The organism is Actibacterium naphthalenivorans, from assembly GCF_014196965.1.
Lineage (GTDB): Bacteria > Pseudomonadota > Alphaproteobacteria > Rhodobacterales > Rhodobacteraceae > Actibacterium_A > Actibacterium_A naphthalenivorans.
In genome coordinates this window covers 1,610,558-1,625,887 of the sequence record NZ_JACIEQ010000001.1, presented here as the reverse complement: position 1 = coordinate 1,625,887, position 15,330 = coordinate 1,610,558, and the positions used below count along the sequence as shown (strand labels likewise).

Annotated in this window: 16 protein-coding genes; 11 read left to right on the top strand and 5 right to left on the bottom strand. The window is 68.2% G+C overall.

Going from position 1 to position 15,330, the window contains the following annotated elements:
• Nucleotides 1–3: 3 nt before the first annotated feature.
• Nucleotides 4–996, top strand: coding sequence for an LLM class flavin-dependent oxidoreductase (locus tag GGR17_RS08000; RefSeq protein ID WP_054540135.1), 993 nt, complete (start codon nt 4–6; stop codon nt 994–996).
• Here the strand turns inward: GGR17_RS08000 and GGR17_RS07995 are convergent.
• From GGR17_RS07995 to GGR17_RS07985, 3 genes are read right to left on the bottom strand one after another with little or no spacing between them, the layout of a single operon-like run.
• Nucleotides 993–2,174 (bottom strand): TIGR03862 family flavoprotein, encoded by a 1,182-nt coding sequence (locus GGR17_RS07995; protein ID WP_082386698.1) that lies wholly within the window; start codon nt 2,172–2,174, stop codon nt 993–995. The two genes, GGR17_RS08000 and GGR17_RS07995, sit on opposite strands and share 4 nt — an antisense overlap.
• Nucleotides 2,167–2,790 (bottom strand): enoyl-CoA hydratase/isomerase family protein, encoded by a 624-nt coding sequence (locus GGR17_RS07990; protein WP_054540136.1) that lies wholly within the window; start codon nt 2,788–2,790, stop codon nt 2,167–2,169. Before GGR17_RS07990 ends, GGR17_RS07995 begins: the two co-directional genes overlap by 8 nt.
• Nucleotides 2,787–3,542, bottom strand: coding sequence for an SDR family oxidoreductase (locus GGR17_RS07985; protein WP_054540137.1), 756 nt, complete (start codon nt 3,540–3,542; stop codon nt 2,787–2,789). Before GGR17_RS07985 ends, GGR17_RS07990 begins: the two co-directional genes overlap by 4 nt.
• Before the next feature lie 129 nt (nt 3,543–3,671).
• On the opposite strand from GGR17_RS07985, the gene GGR17_RS07980 reads away from it, so the two are divergent.
• From GGR17_RS07980 to lpxK, 6 genes are all read left to right on the top strand, one after another.
• A complete protein-coding gene (locus tag GGR17_RS07980) occupies nt 3,672–5,186 on the top strand; it encodes a DUF2125 domain-containing protein (protein WP_054540138.1) in 1,515 nt (504 codons plus the stop codon).
• A gap of 105 nt (nt 5,187–5,291) precedes the next feature.
• Nucleotides 5,292–6,644, top strand: a complete 1,353-nt coding sequence (locus tag GGR17_RS07975; protein WP_054540139.1) for a TldD/PmbA family protein — start codon at nt 5,292–5,294, stop codon at nt 6,642–6,644.
• Entirely contained in the window at nt 6,631–7,404 is a 774-nt protein-coding gene (locus GGR17_RS07970) for an inositol monophosphatase family protein (RefSeq protein WP_054540140.1), read from the top strand. The genes GGR17_RS07975 and GGR17_RS07970 overlap by 14 nt, the downstream gene beginning before the upstream one ends.
• Before the next feature lie 90 nt (nt 7,405–7,494).
• Complete coding sequence (locus GGR17_RS07965; protein ID WP_054540141.1) at nt 7,495–7,740, top strand: DUF4170 domain-containing protein; 246 nt, start codon at nt 7,495–7,497, stop codon at nt 7,738–7,740.
• Nucleotides 7,741–7,751: 11 nt separating this feature from the next.
• Nucleotides 7,752–8,945 (top strand): 3-deoxy-D-manno-octulosonic acid transferase, encoded by a 1,194-nt coding sequence (locus GGR17_RS07960; protein ID WP_054540142.1) that lies wholly within the window; start codon nt 7,752–7,754, stop codon nt 8,943–8,945.
• Complete coding sequence (gene lpxK, locus GGR17_RS07955) at nt 8,945–9,946, top strand: tetraacyldisaccharide 4'-kinase (RefSeq protein WP_054540143.1); 1,002 nt, start codon at nt 8,945–8,947, stop codon at nt 9,944–9,946. Before GGR17_RS07960 ends, lpxK begins: the two co-directional genes overlap by 1 nt.
• Nucleotides 9,947–9,982: 36 nt before the next feature.
• Here the strand turns inward: lpxK and GGR17_RS07950 are convergent, their stop codons facing one another.
• A complete protein-coding gene (locus GGR17_RS07950) occupies nt 9,983–10,618 on the bottom strand; it encodes a DsbA family protein (protein ID WP_054540144.1) in 636 nt (211 codons plus the stop codon).
• 13 nt (nt 10,619–10,631) lie between these two features.
• A complete protein-coding gene (locus tag GGR17_RS07945; RefSeq protein WP_054540498.1) occupies nt 10,632–11,153 on the bottom strand; it encodes a DUF721 domain-containing protein in 522 nt (173 codons plus the stop codon).
• Nucleotides 11,154–11,240: 87 nt separating this feature from the next.
• On the opposite strand from GGR17_RS07945, the gene mutY reads away from it, so the two are divergent.
• From mutY to GGR17_RS07925, 4 genes are all read left to right on the top strand, one after another.
• Entirely contained in the window at nt 11,241–12,299 is a 1,059-nt protein-coding gene (mutY, locus tag GGR17_RS07940; RefSeq protein ID WP_054540145.1) for an A/G-specific adenine glycosylase, read from the top strand.
• 12 nt (nt 12,300–12,311) lie between these two features.
• Entirely contained in the window at nt 12,312–13,469 is a 1,158-nt protein-coding gene (locus GGR17_RS07935) for an alkane 1-monooxygenase (RefSeq protein ID WP_054540146.1), read from the top strand.
• Nucleotides 13,470–13,562: 93 nt separating this feature from the next.
• Nucleotides 13,563–14,492: a diacylglycerol/lipid kinase family protein gene (locus GGR17_RS07930; protein ID WP_054540499.1), complete on the top strand. Its 930-nt coding sequence runs from the start codon at nt 13,563–13,565 to the stop codon at nt 14,490–14,492.
• A complete protein-coding gene (locus GGR17_RS07925; protein ID WP_054540147.1) occupies nt 14,489–15,292 on the top strand; it encodes a metallophosphoesterase family protein in 804 nt (267 codons plus the stop codon). Before GGR17_RS07930 ends, GGR17_RS07925 begins: the two co-directional genes overlap by 4 nt.
• Nucleotides 15,293–15,330: the final 38 nt, after the last annotated feature.

Here is a 15,330-nt window from a genome sequence, read left to right as displayed (position 1 = left end):
CCCATGACACCCTATTCCCTGCTGGACCTCGCCCCGATCCCGGAAGGCTTCACCGCCGTCGACGCGCTGCGCAACACCGTCGATTTGGCCAGGCATGCCGAAACCTGGGGCTATCAGCGCCACTGGATGGCCGAACATCACAACATGCCCGGCATCGCCAGCGCCGCCACCGCCGTGCTGATCGGCCATGTGGCCGGGGCGACGCAATCCATCCGTGTCGGCGCGGGGGGCATCATGCTGCCCAATCACGCGCCGCTGGTGGTGGCCGAACAGTTCGGCACCCTGGCCACGCTTTATCCCGGCCGGATCGACCTTGGCCTGGGCCGCGCGCCAGGCACCGACGGTGCCACGGCCCGCGCCCTGCGGCGTGGCATGCAGGCCGGTGACACTTTCCCCCAGGACGTGCAGGAGCTGATCGGCTATTTCGGCGAGGCCGACCCCAAGGCGCATGTCCGGGCCATTCCGGGCACCGGCACCCATGTCCCCGTGTGGATACTGGGTTCAAGCCTCTACGGCGCGCAGCTTGCCGCCCATTTCGGCCTGCCCTATGCCTTTGCCTCGCATTTCTCGCCCGACGCGCTGGAACAGGCGTTCGAGGTTTACCGCCGCAGCTTCCGCCCCTCGCCGCATCTGGATGCGCCCTATGCGATGATGGCCATCAACGCCTTCGCTGCCGACACCGATGCCGAGGGCGTGCGCCTGAAAACCTCGATACAGCAAACCTTTGCCAACCTGCGGCTTGGACGCCCCGCCGCGCTGGCCCGGCCCGTGAACAACATTCACGATGTGCTCGATCCCGGCACCGCCGCCTCGGTCGACCGGGCGCTTTCGATCTCGGCCACCGGCGCGCCAGATACGGTGCGTGCAGCGCTTGCCGGATTTATCGAACGCCTCGCCCCCGACGAGATCATCATCACCGGCCAGATCCACGACCATGCCGCGCGGCTGAAATCATTCCGCCTCGTGGCCGAGGCAATGCAGAGCCTCGCGGGCTAGCGGCCCCATTCCGCCGCCGCCCGCCCGGCCCAGAGACCCGTCGCCAGACAGCCGGTCAGAAGATAGCCGCCGGTCGGCGCCTCCCAGTCGAGCATCTCGCCGGCGCAGAACACGCCCGGCAGATCGCGCAGCATCAACCCCGCGTCCAGCGCGCGCCACATCACCCCGCCCGCGGTCGAAATCGCCTCGTCCAGCGGGCGCGGCCCGGCATGGCGCACCGGCAGCGCCTTGATCAGCCGCGCCAGCGCCGCGCCCTCGGGCAGGGGCCGCCCGAATTCCATCAACAGCGCCAGCCGCGCCGGATCAAGCTGCAACGCCTTGCGCAAATGGTTGGAAAGGCTTGTCTTTCCGCGTGGCCGGGCCAGCCGTTCGGCAATCTGGCTTATGCTGCGATCCGGCATCAGATCAATCCACAGCGCCGCGCCTTCGCGCACCGCGCGCGAGATGGCATAGACGCCGCCGCCTTCCAGCCCGCGCCGCGAAATCACATATTCACCGCGCGCCACCTCATCCCCGGCCATCAGCGCCGTGCCCTTCACCGGGCGGCCGAACTGCCGCGCCATCGGTGCCGACCACTCCACCGCCAGGCCCATGTTCGCCGGCTTGAACGGCGCCACGGCAAAGCCGCGCTCTGCCAGCAGCCCGGCCCAGGCCCCGTCGGCGCCCAGCCGCGCCCAGCTTGCCCCGCCAAGCGCCAGAACCGTGACCCCGGGCGCGATCCGCGCCGCGCCCTGCGGCGTGTCGAACAGAAAATCCGCCCCCTCCCATCCGGTCCAGCGCCAGCGGGTGCGAAGCTCGACCCCCATACCCGCCAGCCGCCCCAACCAGGCGCGCAACAGCGGCGAGGCTTTCATCGCCACCGGAAACACCCGGCCGGAGCTTCCGGTGAACACCTCCTGCCCCAACCCGCGCGCCCAAACCTGAACGTCGTTCATATCAAACGCTTCCAGCATCGGCCGCAACGGTTCAGCAGCCTCGCCAAAGGCCGCAAGGAAGGTATCGAACGGTTCGTCCTTCGTCAGGTTCAGCCCCGACTTGCCCGCCATCAGGAACTTGCGCCCGGCCGATGGCTTGCCCTCGGCCACCACGACGCGCCGCCCGGCCTGCGCCAGGGCATCGGCCGCCATGAGCCCCGCCGGCCCGCCGCCGATCACCAGCGCATCCACCGCCTCAGCCATCCGTGCGGCACATGCCCTTGATCGCCACGCGCACCCCGGCATCGCCGGTCTCGGCGGCGGCGACAAGCGCATCCACCGCGTCGGGCAGATCGGCGCCCGGAACGATCCTGTCGATCAGGCCGAAGGCAAAAGCCTCTTCCGCCGTCAGCTTCGCCGCGCCTAGCAGGATCATCTTGGCCCGCGCCGGACCCACCAGCGCCACGAGGCGGCCCGGATCGGACGGCTGCGGCAGATAGCCCAACTGCATCACAGGGTAGAAGAATTTCGCGCCGGGCACCGCAATCCGCATGTCACAGGCCAGCGCCATGCCGAACGCACCCCCCGCCAGCGTGCCGTTCAGCGCCGCCACAGTCAGACAGTTCAATCCGGCGAGCCGCCCCGATACCCGCTCCCACACGCCATCGGTGGCCAGCCCGGCCCTGGCCTCGTCCAGATCGGCCCCGGCGGAAAAGACCTTGCCAGCCCCCGTCAGCACCAGCACCCGCACATCCGACTGCGCGGCATCGGCGAAGATCGCCTCCAGCTCGTCCAGCATCGCGCGCGTCAGCGAATTCGCCTTCGCGGGCCGGTTCAGCGTGACGGTCCAGCGGGCCGCCGTCTGCTCCAGCCCGATCACTGACCAACCCCGACGCGCGCGCGGATCGCCGGATCACGCAGCGAAATCTCCTGGCCGACAAACTCATCGGCATCCGCCGAACACATCCACAACAGCGCCTTGGCGGGCCAGTCCGGCGGAATATGATCCGACCAGTCCAGCGCGCTGACAGGGTTCAGCCCGCTGGCCTTGATCTCGCGCTGCATCCGGGTGGCCACCGTGCCGGGCGACAGGCCCATGGCGCGAATGCCCTTGCCGCGCGTCTCTTTATCCAGGCACATGGTCAGCATCGCGTCACCGGCCTTTGACGTGCAGTAATGGCTCCACCCTTCCAGCGCACTATGCGCCGCGCCCGAACTGATCGTCAGCACCGTACCGCCGCCCGCGGCCACCATCACCGGAACCGCCGCGCGCATCCCGTGGAACACGCCCTTCAGGTTTATGTCGATCACCTGGCCCCAGGCTGCGGGATCAACCTCCAGCATCGGCGCGATCGGCTCTATCACGCCGGCATTGTTGATCAGAACGTCCAGCCCGCCGAACCGGTCCACCGCCGTCCGCACCGCCTGTTCGACATCGCCGTAGCGGCTGACGTCGCAGGAAATCGCCAGGGCCGCCGGCCCGATCTCGGCCGCCAGTTGATCCAGCGCCGCGCCGCTGCGCGCAACAAGCGCCACCTGCGCCCCCGCCGCCGCGAACACCCGCGCCGCCGATGCCCCGATCCCGCGGCTGGCCCCGGTGATCAGCACGCTCTTTCCATTCATATCCGCCATGGTATTCATCCTTTCGGTCGCCCAGACCGTAACCCGCGCGACAAGGTGATTCCCAGCGCCATCCTGCCCTTGACCCTTCCCATTCGAAAGCCGAAGCTCCGGCCAACGAACGCATCGGAAGGCCGCGCCATGACTCACCGCAAACCCGCCTTTGCCGCGGCCCTGCTGGCCGCCGCCTTTTCGGCATCCGGCGCCATGGCCGATATCACCGCCGCGGAAGCATGGGAGAGCATCGGCGCCCTCGGGCAGAGCTTCGGCGAAACCATCACCGGCACGCCGACGATGGCAGGCAATGTGATGACGGTGCGGGGCGTTACGATCACGATGGACATGCCCGAGGCGCAGCTTCAGGGCAAAATCGGCGACATCACCCTGACAGAGCGCGGCGACGGCACCGTCGCGATCACACTTCCGCCGGAAAGCCGGTTCACCTATTCGGGTGGCGCCGACGGGCAGCGCCTGTTCGAGGCGGCGCTGACCATGGCCCAATCCGGCATGACGACCATCGTCAGCCGCACCGGTGCCGAGACCACCTATGATTTCACCGCTGACACGCTGTCTTTCGACATGCGCGATATGGACATGGCCGCCGAAGACAGGCCGGCGGATTTCGGCCTCAGCCTTACCCTGGGGGGGCTGGCCGGCCAGTATCTTGTCGGCGAAGGCCCGCTGATCAGTTTTACGTCGCAGATCAGCGCCGAAAACGCGGCGCTGAGCCTGAACGGCACCGATCCCGCCAGCGACAGCAAAGTCACCCTGTCCGCGCGCATGCAGGATCTGCAGGGCCAGTCCCGCGCCACGCTGCCCGAGGACACCCCGCTGTCTGAAGACATGGGCGCCCTGCTGCGCGCGGGCTTTGGCACCGACGGAGAGTTCCGCTATGGCGCCACGACCTATGCGCAAAGCCTGGATGGCCCCGACGGGCCCCTGCAGGTCATCGGCAGCGCGGCCGGCGGCACCCTGCAGGTTTCCATGATCGGCGACCACCTGTCGTACAGCGGCACGCAGAGCAGCACCGACCTGATCGTGTTGAGCGCGCAGCTTCCCGTGCCCGAGATCGGCGCCCGGATCGACGAAAGTGCCTTCAACCTGACCATGCCAGTCACCCCGACCGAAGAGCCCGCCGATTTCCGCCTGCTGACCGCGCTCAACGGGATCGAGATCGACGAAAAGGTCTGGGCGCTGTTCGACCCCGACAGCCTGCTGCCCCGCACCCCGGCCAACCTTGTGATTGATCTGTCGGGCAAGGCCCGCTGGCTGATCGACATCCTTGATCCCCGGGCTGTCGAAAGCGCCGAGGATCTGCCCGCCGAGATCGAAAGCCTGACCATCAACGAGCTGGAAGTCTCGGCCGCCGGCGCCGCGCTAACCGGGCGCGGCGCGTTCACCTTCGACAATGCGGGCCGCGGCCCGTTCAGCCCGCTGCCCGTACCGCAGGGCAACGTCAGCCTGCGCCTGTCGGGTGCCGATGCGCTGATGGATGCGCTGGTTCAGATCGGCCTGGTGCCCGAGGAACAGGTAATGGGTTATCGCATGATGCTTGGCATTTTCGCCACTCCGCTGCCCGGTGAGGATACGCTGGTGTCGGACATCGAACTGACGCCGGATGGCGGAATACTGGCCAACGGCCAGCCCCTGCGCTGAGGCAGGCACCGCCCCGCACGGCCAAAACGCCCCGTGTTTGCTTGCGCCGGGCGTTCGTGCGCATTACCTCCAACGGATCACAAGCAGAACCGGAACGCCAATTTCATGCCCGAAACCCTTGCCCCGCTTACCGCCCAGCTTCTGGAGGCCGCGAAACGCGCCGGCGCCGATGCCGCCGATGCCATCGCGGTTGAAGGCAGATCGCTGTCGATCGACGTGCGGCAGGGCCGGCTGGAGCAGGCCGAACGCTCCGAAGGGACCGATATCGGGCTGCGGGTGATGGTGGGGCAGCGTCAGGCCTGTGTGTCGGCCTCTGACACCCGGCCCGAAACCATGGCGGAAATGGCCGCCCGCGCCGTGGCGATGGCGCGCGAAGCCCCCGAAGATCCGACCATCGGCCTGGCCGATCCGTCGCAGCTGGCCACCGCATGGGATATCACCGCGCTGGAACTGGCCGACCCCGCACCGGAACCCGCCCCCGGCACGCTGGAAGAAGACGCCCGCCGGGCCGAAGCGGCGGCGCTGGCCGTGCCGGGAATCTCTCAGGTGCAATCGGCCTCGGCCGGGTATGGCCGCCGCCACATCCATCTGGCCGCGACCAACGGCTTCGCGGGCGGCTATGCCCGCACCGACCGGGCGCTGTCCTGCGTCGCCATCACCGGCACCGGCACCGGCAGCGCGATGGAACGTGACTATAACGGCGAAATGCGCATCTTTCAGGCCGACCTGCCCGATGCCGCCGAAATCGGCCGCATCGCCGCCGAGCGCACCGTGGCCCGCGCCGGGGCGCGCAAGCCCAAAACCGGTGCCTTTCCGGTGCTGTTCGACGAGCGTATCGCCGTATCGCTGATCGGCCACCTGCTGGGCGCGATCAACGGGAACGCCATCGCGCGCGGCGCCTCGTGGCTGCGCGATGCGATGGGCGAGCAGGTGCTGCCCGCCGGCCTGTCGCTGATCGAAGATCCGCATCGCCCGCGCATCGCCGGCTCGCGCCCGTTCGATGCAGAAGGCCTGCCGACCAGGCGCAATGCCATCGTCGAGAACGGCATCCTGCAACACTGGATCCTGGATCTTGCCACCGCGCGCAAGCTGGGGCTGGAAAGCAGCGCCAATGCCGCGCGCGGCACGTCTGCGCCGCCGTCGCCCTCTGCCACCAACGTGGCGCTGACCCAGGGCGGCAAAAGCCGTGAGCAGCTTCTGGCCGACATGGGCACCGGCCTGCTTGTCACCTCGATGATCGGCAGTTCGATCAACCCGACCACCGGCGACTATTCGCGCGGGGCCGCCGGCTTCTGGGTCGAAAACGGCCAGATCGCCTATCCGGTCAACGAATGCACCATCGCGGGCAACCTTCGGGATATGCTGAAAACCATCATCCCCGCCAATGATGCCCGCCCGCACCTGTCGCGCCAGGTGCCCAGCCTTCTTGTCGAAGGGCTGACGCTTGCCGGAGAGTGACCTTGCCCTGCTGATCGACGCCGCCCATGCGGCCGGTCACGTCGCCGCGCGCTTCTGGCGCCAAAGCCCCCGAACCTGGACCAAGGACGACCATCAAGGCCCGGTCAGCGAGGCCGACTATGCCATCGACAACATGCTGCGCGATACGCTCACCGCCGCCCGGCCCGATTACGGCTGGCTGTCCGAGGAAACCGAGGATGGCACGGCCCGCCTGTCGGCCCGGCGCACCTTCATCGTCGACCCGCTGGACGGCACCCGCGCCTTTCTGAACAGCGACCGCACCTTCGCGCATTCGCTTGCCGTGGCCGAAGAGGGGCGCGTCGTCGCCGGTGTCGTCTTCCTGCCGCTGCGCGACAAGCTATACACCGCCTCGCTGGGCGGCGGCGCGGCGTTGAACGGCACGCCGATCCGCAGCGGCAGCCGCAGCGGGCTGGACGGTGCCGAGCTTCTGGTCGCCGGGGCGGCGATGCAGCCGAAATACTGGCGGGGCCACGCGCCGCAGATCCACCGCCATCTGCGCCCGTCGCTGGCCTACCGGCTGTGCCTCGTGGCCGAAGGGCGGTTCGACGCGATGCTGACGATCCGTGACAGCTGGCACTGGGACATCGCCGCCGGCGCGCTGATCCTGTCAGAGGCGGGCGCCATCGTGACCGACCGTCTGGGCAGCGCGATCGACTTCAATACCGCGCATCCGGTGTCGCGCGGTGTCGTTGCCGCCGGCCCGGCCCTGCATGGCGAGATGCTCGCGCGGCTGACCTGAGCGGGGCCGGGCCCCGAACCGCCCCCTTTCGCCGCCACGCGGCATCGTCTAGTTTACCCACGACCCAGCGCACAGGAAGCGGAGAGCGACATGACCCAGCGCCTGCACCTTGTTTTCGGCGGCGAATTGGTGGACCCCACCAAAACCGCCTTCAAGGATGTCGATGACATTCATATCGTCGGCATCTATCCCGATTACGCCAGCGCCTTCGAGGCCTGGAAGGCCGAAGCGCATCGCACCGTGGACAATGCCCACATGCGCTATTTCATCGCCCATCTGCACCGCCTGCGCGACGAAGAGACCGAGGCCAGCCCGACCGAAGAGCTTGAGGCCTGAGCCAGCGCGCGATGAGGTGGTCGTCGTTCCTTCCCCGGCTGCGCGGTGCCGCGGCCCCGGCGCCTGCGGACGGCCCCGACCCCTCTGAAAGATTACGGCCTTCCGGCGATCTTGTCTGGATCCACGCGGCGGGCGCGGGTTCTGCCCGCGCGGTATCGGTTCTGGTTCAGGCGCTCAGCGAAGAGGATGACACGATCAGCGTCGTGGTCACCGGCATCGCCCCCGATTGCCCCGATCTGGCCGGCGCCGATATCCTTGTCGCCGATCTGGGCGGTGATCGCGCCGCGCAGGTGCGGGCGTTTCTCGATACGTGGCGGCCCGATCTTGGCCTGTTGGCGGCCTCGGCCATGGCCGGCACGCTGGTTGCCGAGGCGGCGGAGCGCCAGTTGCCGCTGTTCGTGCTGTGCGACACCCTGCCCCGCCGGATACCGCGCCGCACGCTGCGGCGGTTCCGGACGATCCTGGTGACCGACAGGGAGCACGAAGCCCGGCTCCGCAAGGCCGGCGTGCCCGCCGACCGCATCCTGCTGACCGGCCCGCTTCACCAGGAGCCGCCGGTGCCCGGCTGCAACGAAACCGAGCGGGAAAACCTGGCGCGGCTGCTGACCGGCCGCCCGACATGGCTGGCGGCGGGCATAACCGCGGCGGAAGATGCGATCATCGTGGCCGCCCATGCCACGGCGGCCCGGTCCACCCATCGATTGCTGCTGATCCTGGTGCCCGACAATCCGGCGCGCGGCCCCTTTCTGGCCGCACGCCTGCGCGATACGGGCTGGTGCGTCGCCCTGCGCTCTGCCGATGAAGAGCCCGAGGAGGAAACCCAGATCTACGTCGCCGATACCGAGGGCGAGGCCGGCCTGTGGTATCGCCTGTCGCCGGTTGCCTTTCTGGGCGGCACGCTTGCCCGCGCGGATCCTGCGGCGCTGGTCGATCCCGCCGCCGCCGCCGCGCTTGGCTCGGCCATCCTGCACGGCCCGCAGACCGGGCCTTTTTCAGAGTACTACGAACGGCTCGACACATCCGGCGCGACGCGGACGGTCAACGACGACGCCGCGCTGGCCGGGGCGGTCGAGCGGCTGATCGCGCCCGAGGCCGCCGCCGCACTGGCGATCAAGGCCTGGGAAGTTTCGACCGCCGGGGCAGACACGACCCGCCGGATCGTGGAGCGCATCATCGCGGCGCTGGACGACAGGGCGGCAGGCTGATGCGCGCGCCCGGATTCTGGTTTCGCCCGCCCGGCACGCCGGGCGTCCGCGCCCGGCTTCTGGCCCCGCTCGGCGCGGTCTACGCGGCCGCGACGGCCCGGCGCCTGCGGCAGGGCATGCCCTACCGCGCCGCAGTACCCGTGATCTGCATCGGCAATATCAATGCCGGCGGCACCGGCAAGACACCCACCGCAATCGCGCTGATTGCCCGCCTGGCCGAGCGCGGGCTTGCCCCGCATGTCGTGTCGCGCGGGTATGGCGGGCGGCTGGAAGGGCCGGTGCGTGTGGTCGAGCGGCGGCATGGCGCGGCGGATGTGGGCGACGAACCGCTGCTTCTGGCCGCCTTCGCCCCGACATGGGTGGCCCGCGACCGCGCCGCCGGGGTGCGCGCGGCCGAGGCGGCAGGCGCGGATGTGATCGTGCTGGACGACGGGTTTCAGAACCCCTCTGTCGCCAGGGATCTTTCGATCGTTGTAGTGGATGCCGCCCGGGGGTTCGGCAACGGCCGGGTCATCCCCGCAGGCCCCCTGCGCGAGCCGGTGAGCACCGGCCTTGCCCGCGCCGATCTGCTGCTGTCGATCGGCCCGAACGGCGCACAGCGCCGGTTCGCCGCGGAATGGGGCGGCGGGATTGACCTGCCGCATCTGACCGGCGCGCTGGAGCCGCTGCCCACCGGCATGGACTGGGCCGGCCAGCCGGTGCTTGCCTTCGCCGGGATCGGCCACCCGGAAAAGTTCTTTGCCACCATGCGCGGCCTCGGCGCGCGGCTGATCCGGGCCGAGGCGCTGGGCGACCATCAGCCCCTGACCGAAGCCCTGATGAAACGGCTGGAGCTGGAGGCAGCGGCCCTTGGCGCGCAGCTTGTCACCACCGAGAAGGACGCGGTGCGCCTGCCTGCGGATTTCCGGCGCAAGGTGCTTACGGTGCCGGTGCGGCTGACGCTGAGCGACCCCTCGGCGCTGGACCGCGCGCTGGATCAGCTGGGCCTCGCCCCCGGCTGAACCGGGCGCGGCGCGCATGGTCCGGGCATCGGCGGATCAGTCGACCAGCCGAGCGTCGACGATCTCGCGCAGATCCTTGTAGTTCATGTTGGAATGCACCTTGCCGTCGATCACCAGTGTCGGCGTGCCCGAGATGTCATGTTCCTTCATGACCTCTTCGTAATGCGCCACCATGGCCTGCGCCGTTTCGGCATCGGCAAAACAGGCATCGAGCTGTTCGTCGCTCAGCCCGGCCGTGCGGCCGATCTTCTTGAGGTTCTGGGCGATCTCTGCCGGTGTGCCATCGCCGATCCACTCGCGCTGTTTTTCGTACAGCATATCAACGATGCCGAAATACCGCATCTCTCCGCCACAGCGCGCGACCATTGCCGCCCAGAGACCAGGCCGATCGAAGTAAACCTCGCGGTAGATGAACCGTACCTTGCCGGTATCCACGTAATCCGCCTTGAAGCGTGACAGAACATTCTCGTGGAACGTCGCGCAATGCGGGCAGGTGAACGAGGCATATTCGATCACCGTTACGGGCGCGTCCTCGGCCCCCAGGGTCATATCCGCGATCACGGGGGCGTTGCCATCGCCGGCCATGGCCGCATTCTCCTGCGCGGAAAGCCAGGTGCCGCGGCCCATCACGAGCGCGGCGGTTCCCAGAGTCAGGGCGGTTCTGCGGTTCATCAATACGGGCTCCTTACCGTTTTTGCCGGGACAAGACGTTCCGGGCCAATGCCTCCAGGGCGCTGCGCAGGCCGTCGTCGGCGACGTCGCCGGAAAACTGCGCGGCGCGCGCCCGGGTTTCAGGGTCGATGGCGCGGGGCTGTGCCGGGGCCGGCGCGAATTGCGCCTGCCCTTCGGCAAAGCCGATGGGCGCGGTCTGGGTCAGGCGGATCCGCGAAATCGCGGAATAGCCGTAGCAGGCGTTCACCTTCTGGCGGATCTGCTCTTTCTGCATCTCCAGCATCGGCGCGTTCGCGCCGGTGGTCAGGATGGTCAGAGTCGCGCCGAACCCCTGACGCCCGTAATGCACCTTCACCGGGCGGGCCGCGCGGGCGGTATCCTCGCCGACAATCTCGGCCCAGTGGGTCAGAAGGCGGGTCACGGCAAAGCCGCGCTTTTCACCAACGTTGCGAATACGCTCTCCCAACAGGCTCGAAGTCCTTTCGAAGCCCCGCATGCGGCGGGGCGGGCGTTCGGATTGGGCTTTGACGCGCATCTTGCCTGTCATTTCCTTTTCTGTGCTTTATCCTAGTTCCACGCTGCCCCGGCAGCCAGCCAAAACCCGGCGCGAAGGAGATAAAGATTGCGTGACGAAGGGCCAAGCCGGGCGCTGCTTGACTGGTATGATGCGCATGCGCGGGCGATGCCCTGGCGCACCGGCCCCGCCGCGCGCAAGGCGGGCATCCGCCCCGATCCCTATGCCGTGTGGTTGTCGGAGGTGATGCTGCAACAAACCACCGTGGCCGCCGTGCGCGACTATTTCCACCGGTTCACCGCCCGTTGGCCCGGTGTCGGCGCATTGGCCGCCGCCAACGACGGCGACGTGATGGCCGAATGGGCCGGGCTTGGCTATTACGCCCGCGCCCGCAACCTGCTGAAATGCGCCCGCGTGGTCGTGGCGGAACATGGCGGCCGGTTTCCCGAAACCCGCGCCGCCTTGCTGAACCTTCCGGGCATCGGCCCCTATACCGCCTCGGCCATCGCCGCGATCGCCTTCGGCGAACAGGCCACCGTGGTGGATGGCAATGTCGAACGGGTGATGGCCCGTCTCTTTGCGGTGGAAACCCCGCTGCCCGCCGCCAAGCCGGAACTTACCGCGCTGGCCGAAGGGCTGACCCCGCCGGACCGCCCCGGCTGTCACGCGCAGGCGGTGATGGATCTGGGCGCGACGATCTGCACCCCGAAATCCCCCGCCTGTGGCATCTGCCCGCTGCGTGCGCCCTGCCGCGCCCGCGCCCTTGGCACCCAGGCCGACCTGCCCCGCAAATTGCCGAAAAAGCCGAAACCCACGCGCCACGGCATCGCCTATCTGGGGCGCCGTGCCGATGGCGCGTGGCTGCTGGAACGCCGCCCGGACAAGGGGCTTCTGGGCGGGATGCTGGGCTGGCCCGGCGCCGAATGGGGCGATGCCGCGCAAGAGGCCCCGCCACTGGCCGCAAACTGGCGCGACCCCGGCGCCGAGGTGCGCCACACCTTCACCCATTTCCACCTGCGCCTTGCCCTGCGCGTCGCCGATCTGCCGATGGATGCCGCCCCGGCCCGGGGCCGGTTCATCCCGGCGCAGGAGTTCCGCCCCTCTGGCCTGCCCACGGTGATGCGCAAGGCGTTCGACCTCGGGCAACCCGCCCTGGTTCCGGCATAGGGGCCCGACTTCATGCCAGGCCACACACCAGAGCCCCCCACCCGCCGGAGCGCGGATCTGCGCAACGCGCTGCCATTCTGGCTGTCGCTTCTGCTTTTCCCGCTGGTGGTTCTAGGGGCGGCCTACGGCGGCTGGGCCGTTCTTTTGCCGCCGCTCTACGCCTGGGCGCTGATCACGCTGCTGGATCTGATCACGGGTCTGAACCAGCAGAATGCCGACACCGGCACACCCGACGCATCCCTGTTCTGGTACCGGCTGATCACCCTGATCTGGTTCCCGCTCCAGGCGCTGACGATCTATGGCATGATCTGGTGGGTGACCCATACCAGCCACCTTTCGGCGTTCGAGATCATCGGGCTCTTTTACGGCGTCGGGGTGGTGTCGGGCACCATCGGCATCGTCTATGCGCATGAGCTGATGCACCAGAAAAACCGGCTTGAACGCTGGCTGGCCGATCTGCTGCTCGCCTCGGTTCTCTACAGCCACTTCCGTTCGGAACACCTGTTGGTGCATCACCGCCACGTCGGCACCCCGCGCGATGCGGTCACAGCGCGCTACAACGAAGGATTCCACCGCTTCTTTCTGCGCGTACTGCGGCAGTGCCCCCGGTCGGCCTGGCATGCCGAGACGCAGATGCTGGCGCGCAAGGGGCTGCCACGCTGGCACCGCGCAAACCCGTTCTGGCGCTACGGCGCGCTTCAGGCGGGCGCGCTGCTGCTGGCGCTGGCGGTCGGCGGATGGGTCGGCGCCCTGTTGTTTCTGTGGCAGGCGCTGGCCGCGGTCTGGCAGCTCGAACTCACGAATTACATCGAACATTACGGGCTGACCCGCAAATACCTTGGTGACGGGAAATACGAACACGTCCTGCCCCGGCATTCGTGGAACGCGGCGCACAGGGCGTCGAACTGGCTTTTGATCAACCTTCAGCGCCATTCCGACCACCATTACAAACCCGACCGGCGCTTTCCCCTGCTGCAGACCTATGCCGAAGACGCGGCACCGCAGCTTCCGTTCGGCTATCCGGCGATGGCGACGATGGCGATGTTCCCGCGCCTGTGGCGGCGGCGAATGAACCCGCGGGTGCGCGCCTGGCGCAGGCAGTTCTATCCCGAGATTGACGACTGGACGCCCTATAACAGGGGCGACACGCCGAAGCCGCGCGGGGCCTGACGCATCTTTACCGGAACAAGTCGGCCCCTGCCACGTTTGGCCTGCGTGATGCAACAGCTCGAACAGCCGGGCCCCAACCAGGCGGTCAGACATATGCCGGACGTAAACGCCGCCGCAGGGCGCGACCTGTGCGTGATCTTCAACCCCGGCGCCGGGGCCGAGGATGGCGCGCAAACCCGCGCAAGCCTTGAAGAATGGCTGCGCGACCATCCGGGGCGCAGCAACCTGAAACAGATCGGTGAAGGCAGTGATATCGTCGAAGAGACGCGCCGGGCGATGGACGAAGGATATGGCACCATCGTTGCCGCGGGCGGCGACGGAACCATCTGCGCCGTCGCCTCGCAACTGAAGGGTACGGATCATGTGATGGGCGTGCTGCCGCTGGGCACGTTCAACTATTTCGCGCGCGGACTGGGCATCCCCGAAGCCCCGGACGAGGCGATGGCCGTGATCCGCGGCGGGCAGACCGCGCCCGTTTCGGTAGGCGAGGTGAACGGCAGAACCTTTCTGAACAACGCCAGCCTTGGCGCCTATCCCGCGATCCTCGATCAGCGCGAGGGCGTCTATCGCCGCTGGGGCCGCAGCCGGATCGCGGCTTATTGGTCCGTCATCGTGGCGCTGGTGAATTTCACCAACCCGCTGACCATGCGCATCGTCGTGGATGGCGAGGTGCGCCGGATGCGCTCTCCCTTGGCCTTTGTCGCCAACAGCGCCTATCAGCTTGAACAATTCGAACTGGAGGGCGCCGACCACGTGCGCAACGGCAGGTTCGCCCTCTATGTCGCCGCCGATCACGGGCGCCTGGGGCTGGTGCGCCATGCCCTGATGCTGGCCAACCGCAGCATGCAGGTGGGCCGCGATGTGGAGCTGATCGGCGGCCGCGACATCGTGATCGAAACCCGGCGCAGCAAGAACCTGATCGCCCGCGACGGCGAAAAGGAAGTGATGACCGCCCCGCTGCATTTCCAGCTGCGACGCGACGCGCTGACCGTGATCGTCCCGGCCGGCGACGGGGGCGCATGAGGCGGATCGTCCACATGTCGGATCTGCATTTCGGGCGCACGCGGCCTGAATTGCTGGATCCGCTGCTGACGGCCGTGAACGATGCCGCGCCGCATCTGGTGGTGATCTCGGGCGATCTGACCCAGCGCGCGCGGCACAGTCAGTTTCAGCAGGCCCGCGCCTTCATCGACAGGATCGAAGCACCCAGCCTGATCGTGCCGGGCAACCATGACATTCCGCTGTACAATCCCCTCTTGCGCTGGATCACGCCCTTCGCCCGCTACCGGCGCTGGATCGGCGACCAGTTGGAGCCGGAGCATAACGATCCGCAAATGCGGGTGGCCGGGCTGAATACCGTCAACCCCTACAGCGGGCAGCGCGGCCGGATCCGCCCCCGCGCGGTCACGCGGGTCTGCCAGACCTTTGCCGAGACCGGCCCGATCAACATTCTGGTCGCGCATCACCCGCTGGAACAGGGGCCGGACGCGCGCAAGAAACTGATGCGTGGCGCCTCGGGCGCGATCGACAGGTTGGCCGGTTGCGGCGCGGATATCGTGCTGAGCGGGCATCTGCACAGCTGGAACGCCGGGCCGTTCGTGTCTCGTACCAACCAGAGGCGGATGTTGCAGCTTCACGTGGGCACCGGCCTGTCGACGCGGCTGCGCGACGAGCCCAACGATTTCGCCATTCTGACGCTGAAAGGCGACGAGGCGGTTATTCAGCGCATGACGGCAGAGGGGGAAACACCGCAGTTCCGGCCGGCCACCACACATGTCTTCCGCCGCAGCCCCGCGGGCTGGGCGGCCATCGCGCCCGGTTGAGCAAAAAAGCCCCGCCGAAGGGCGGGGCAAGTTGATGC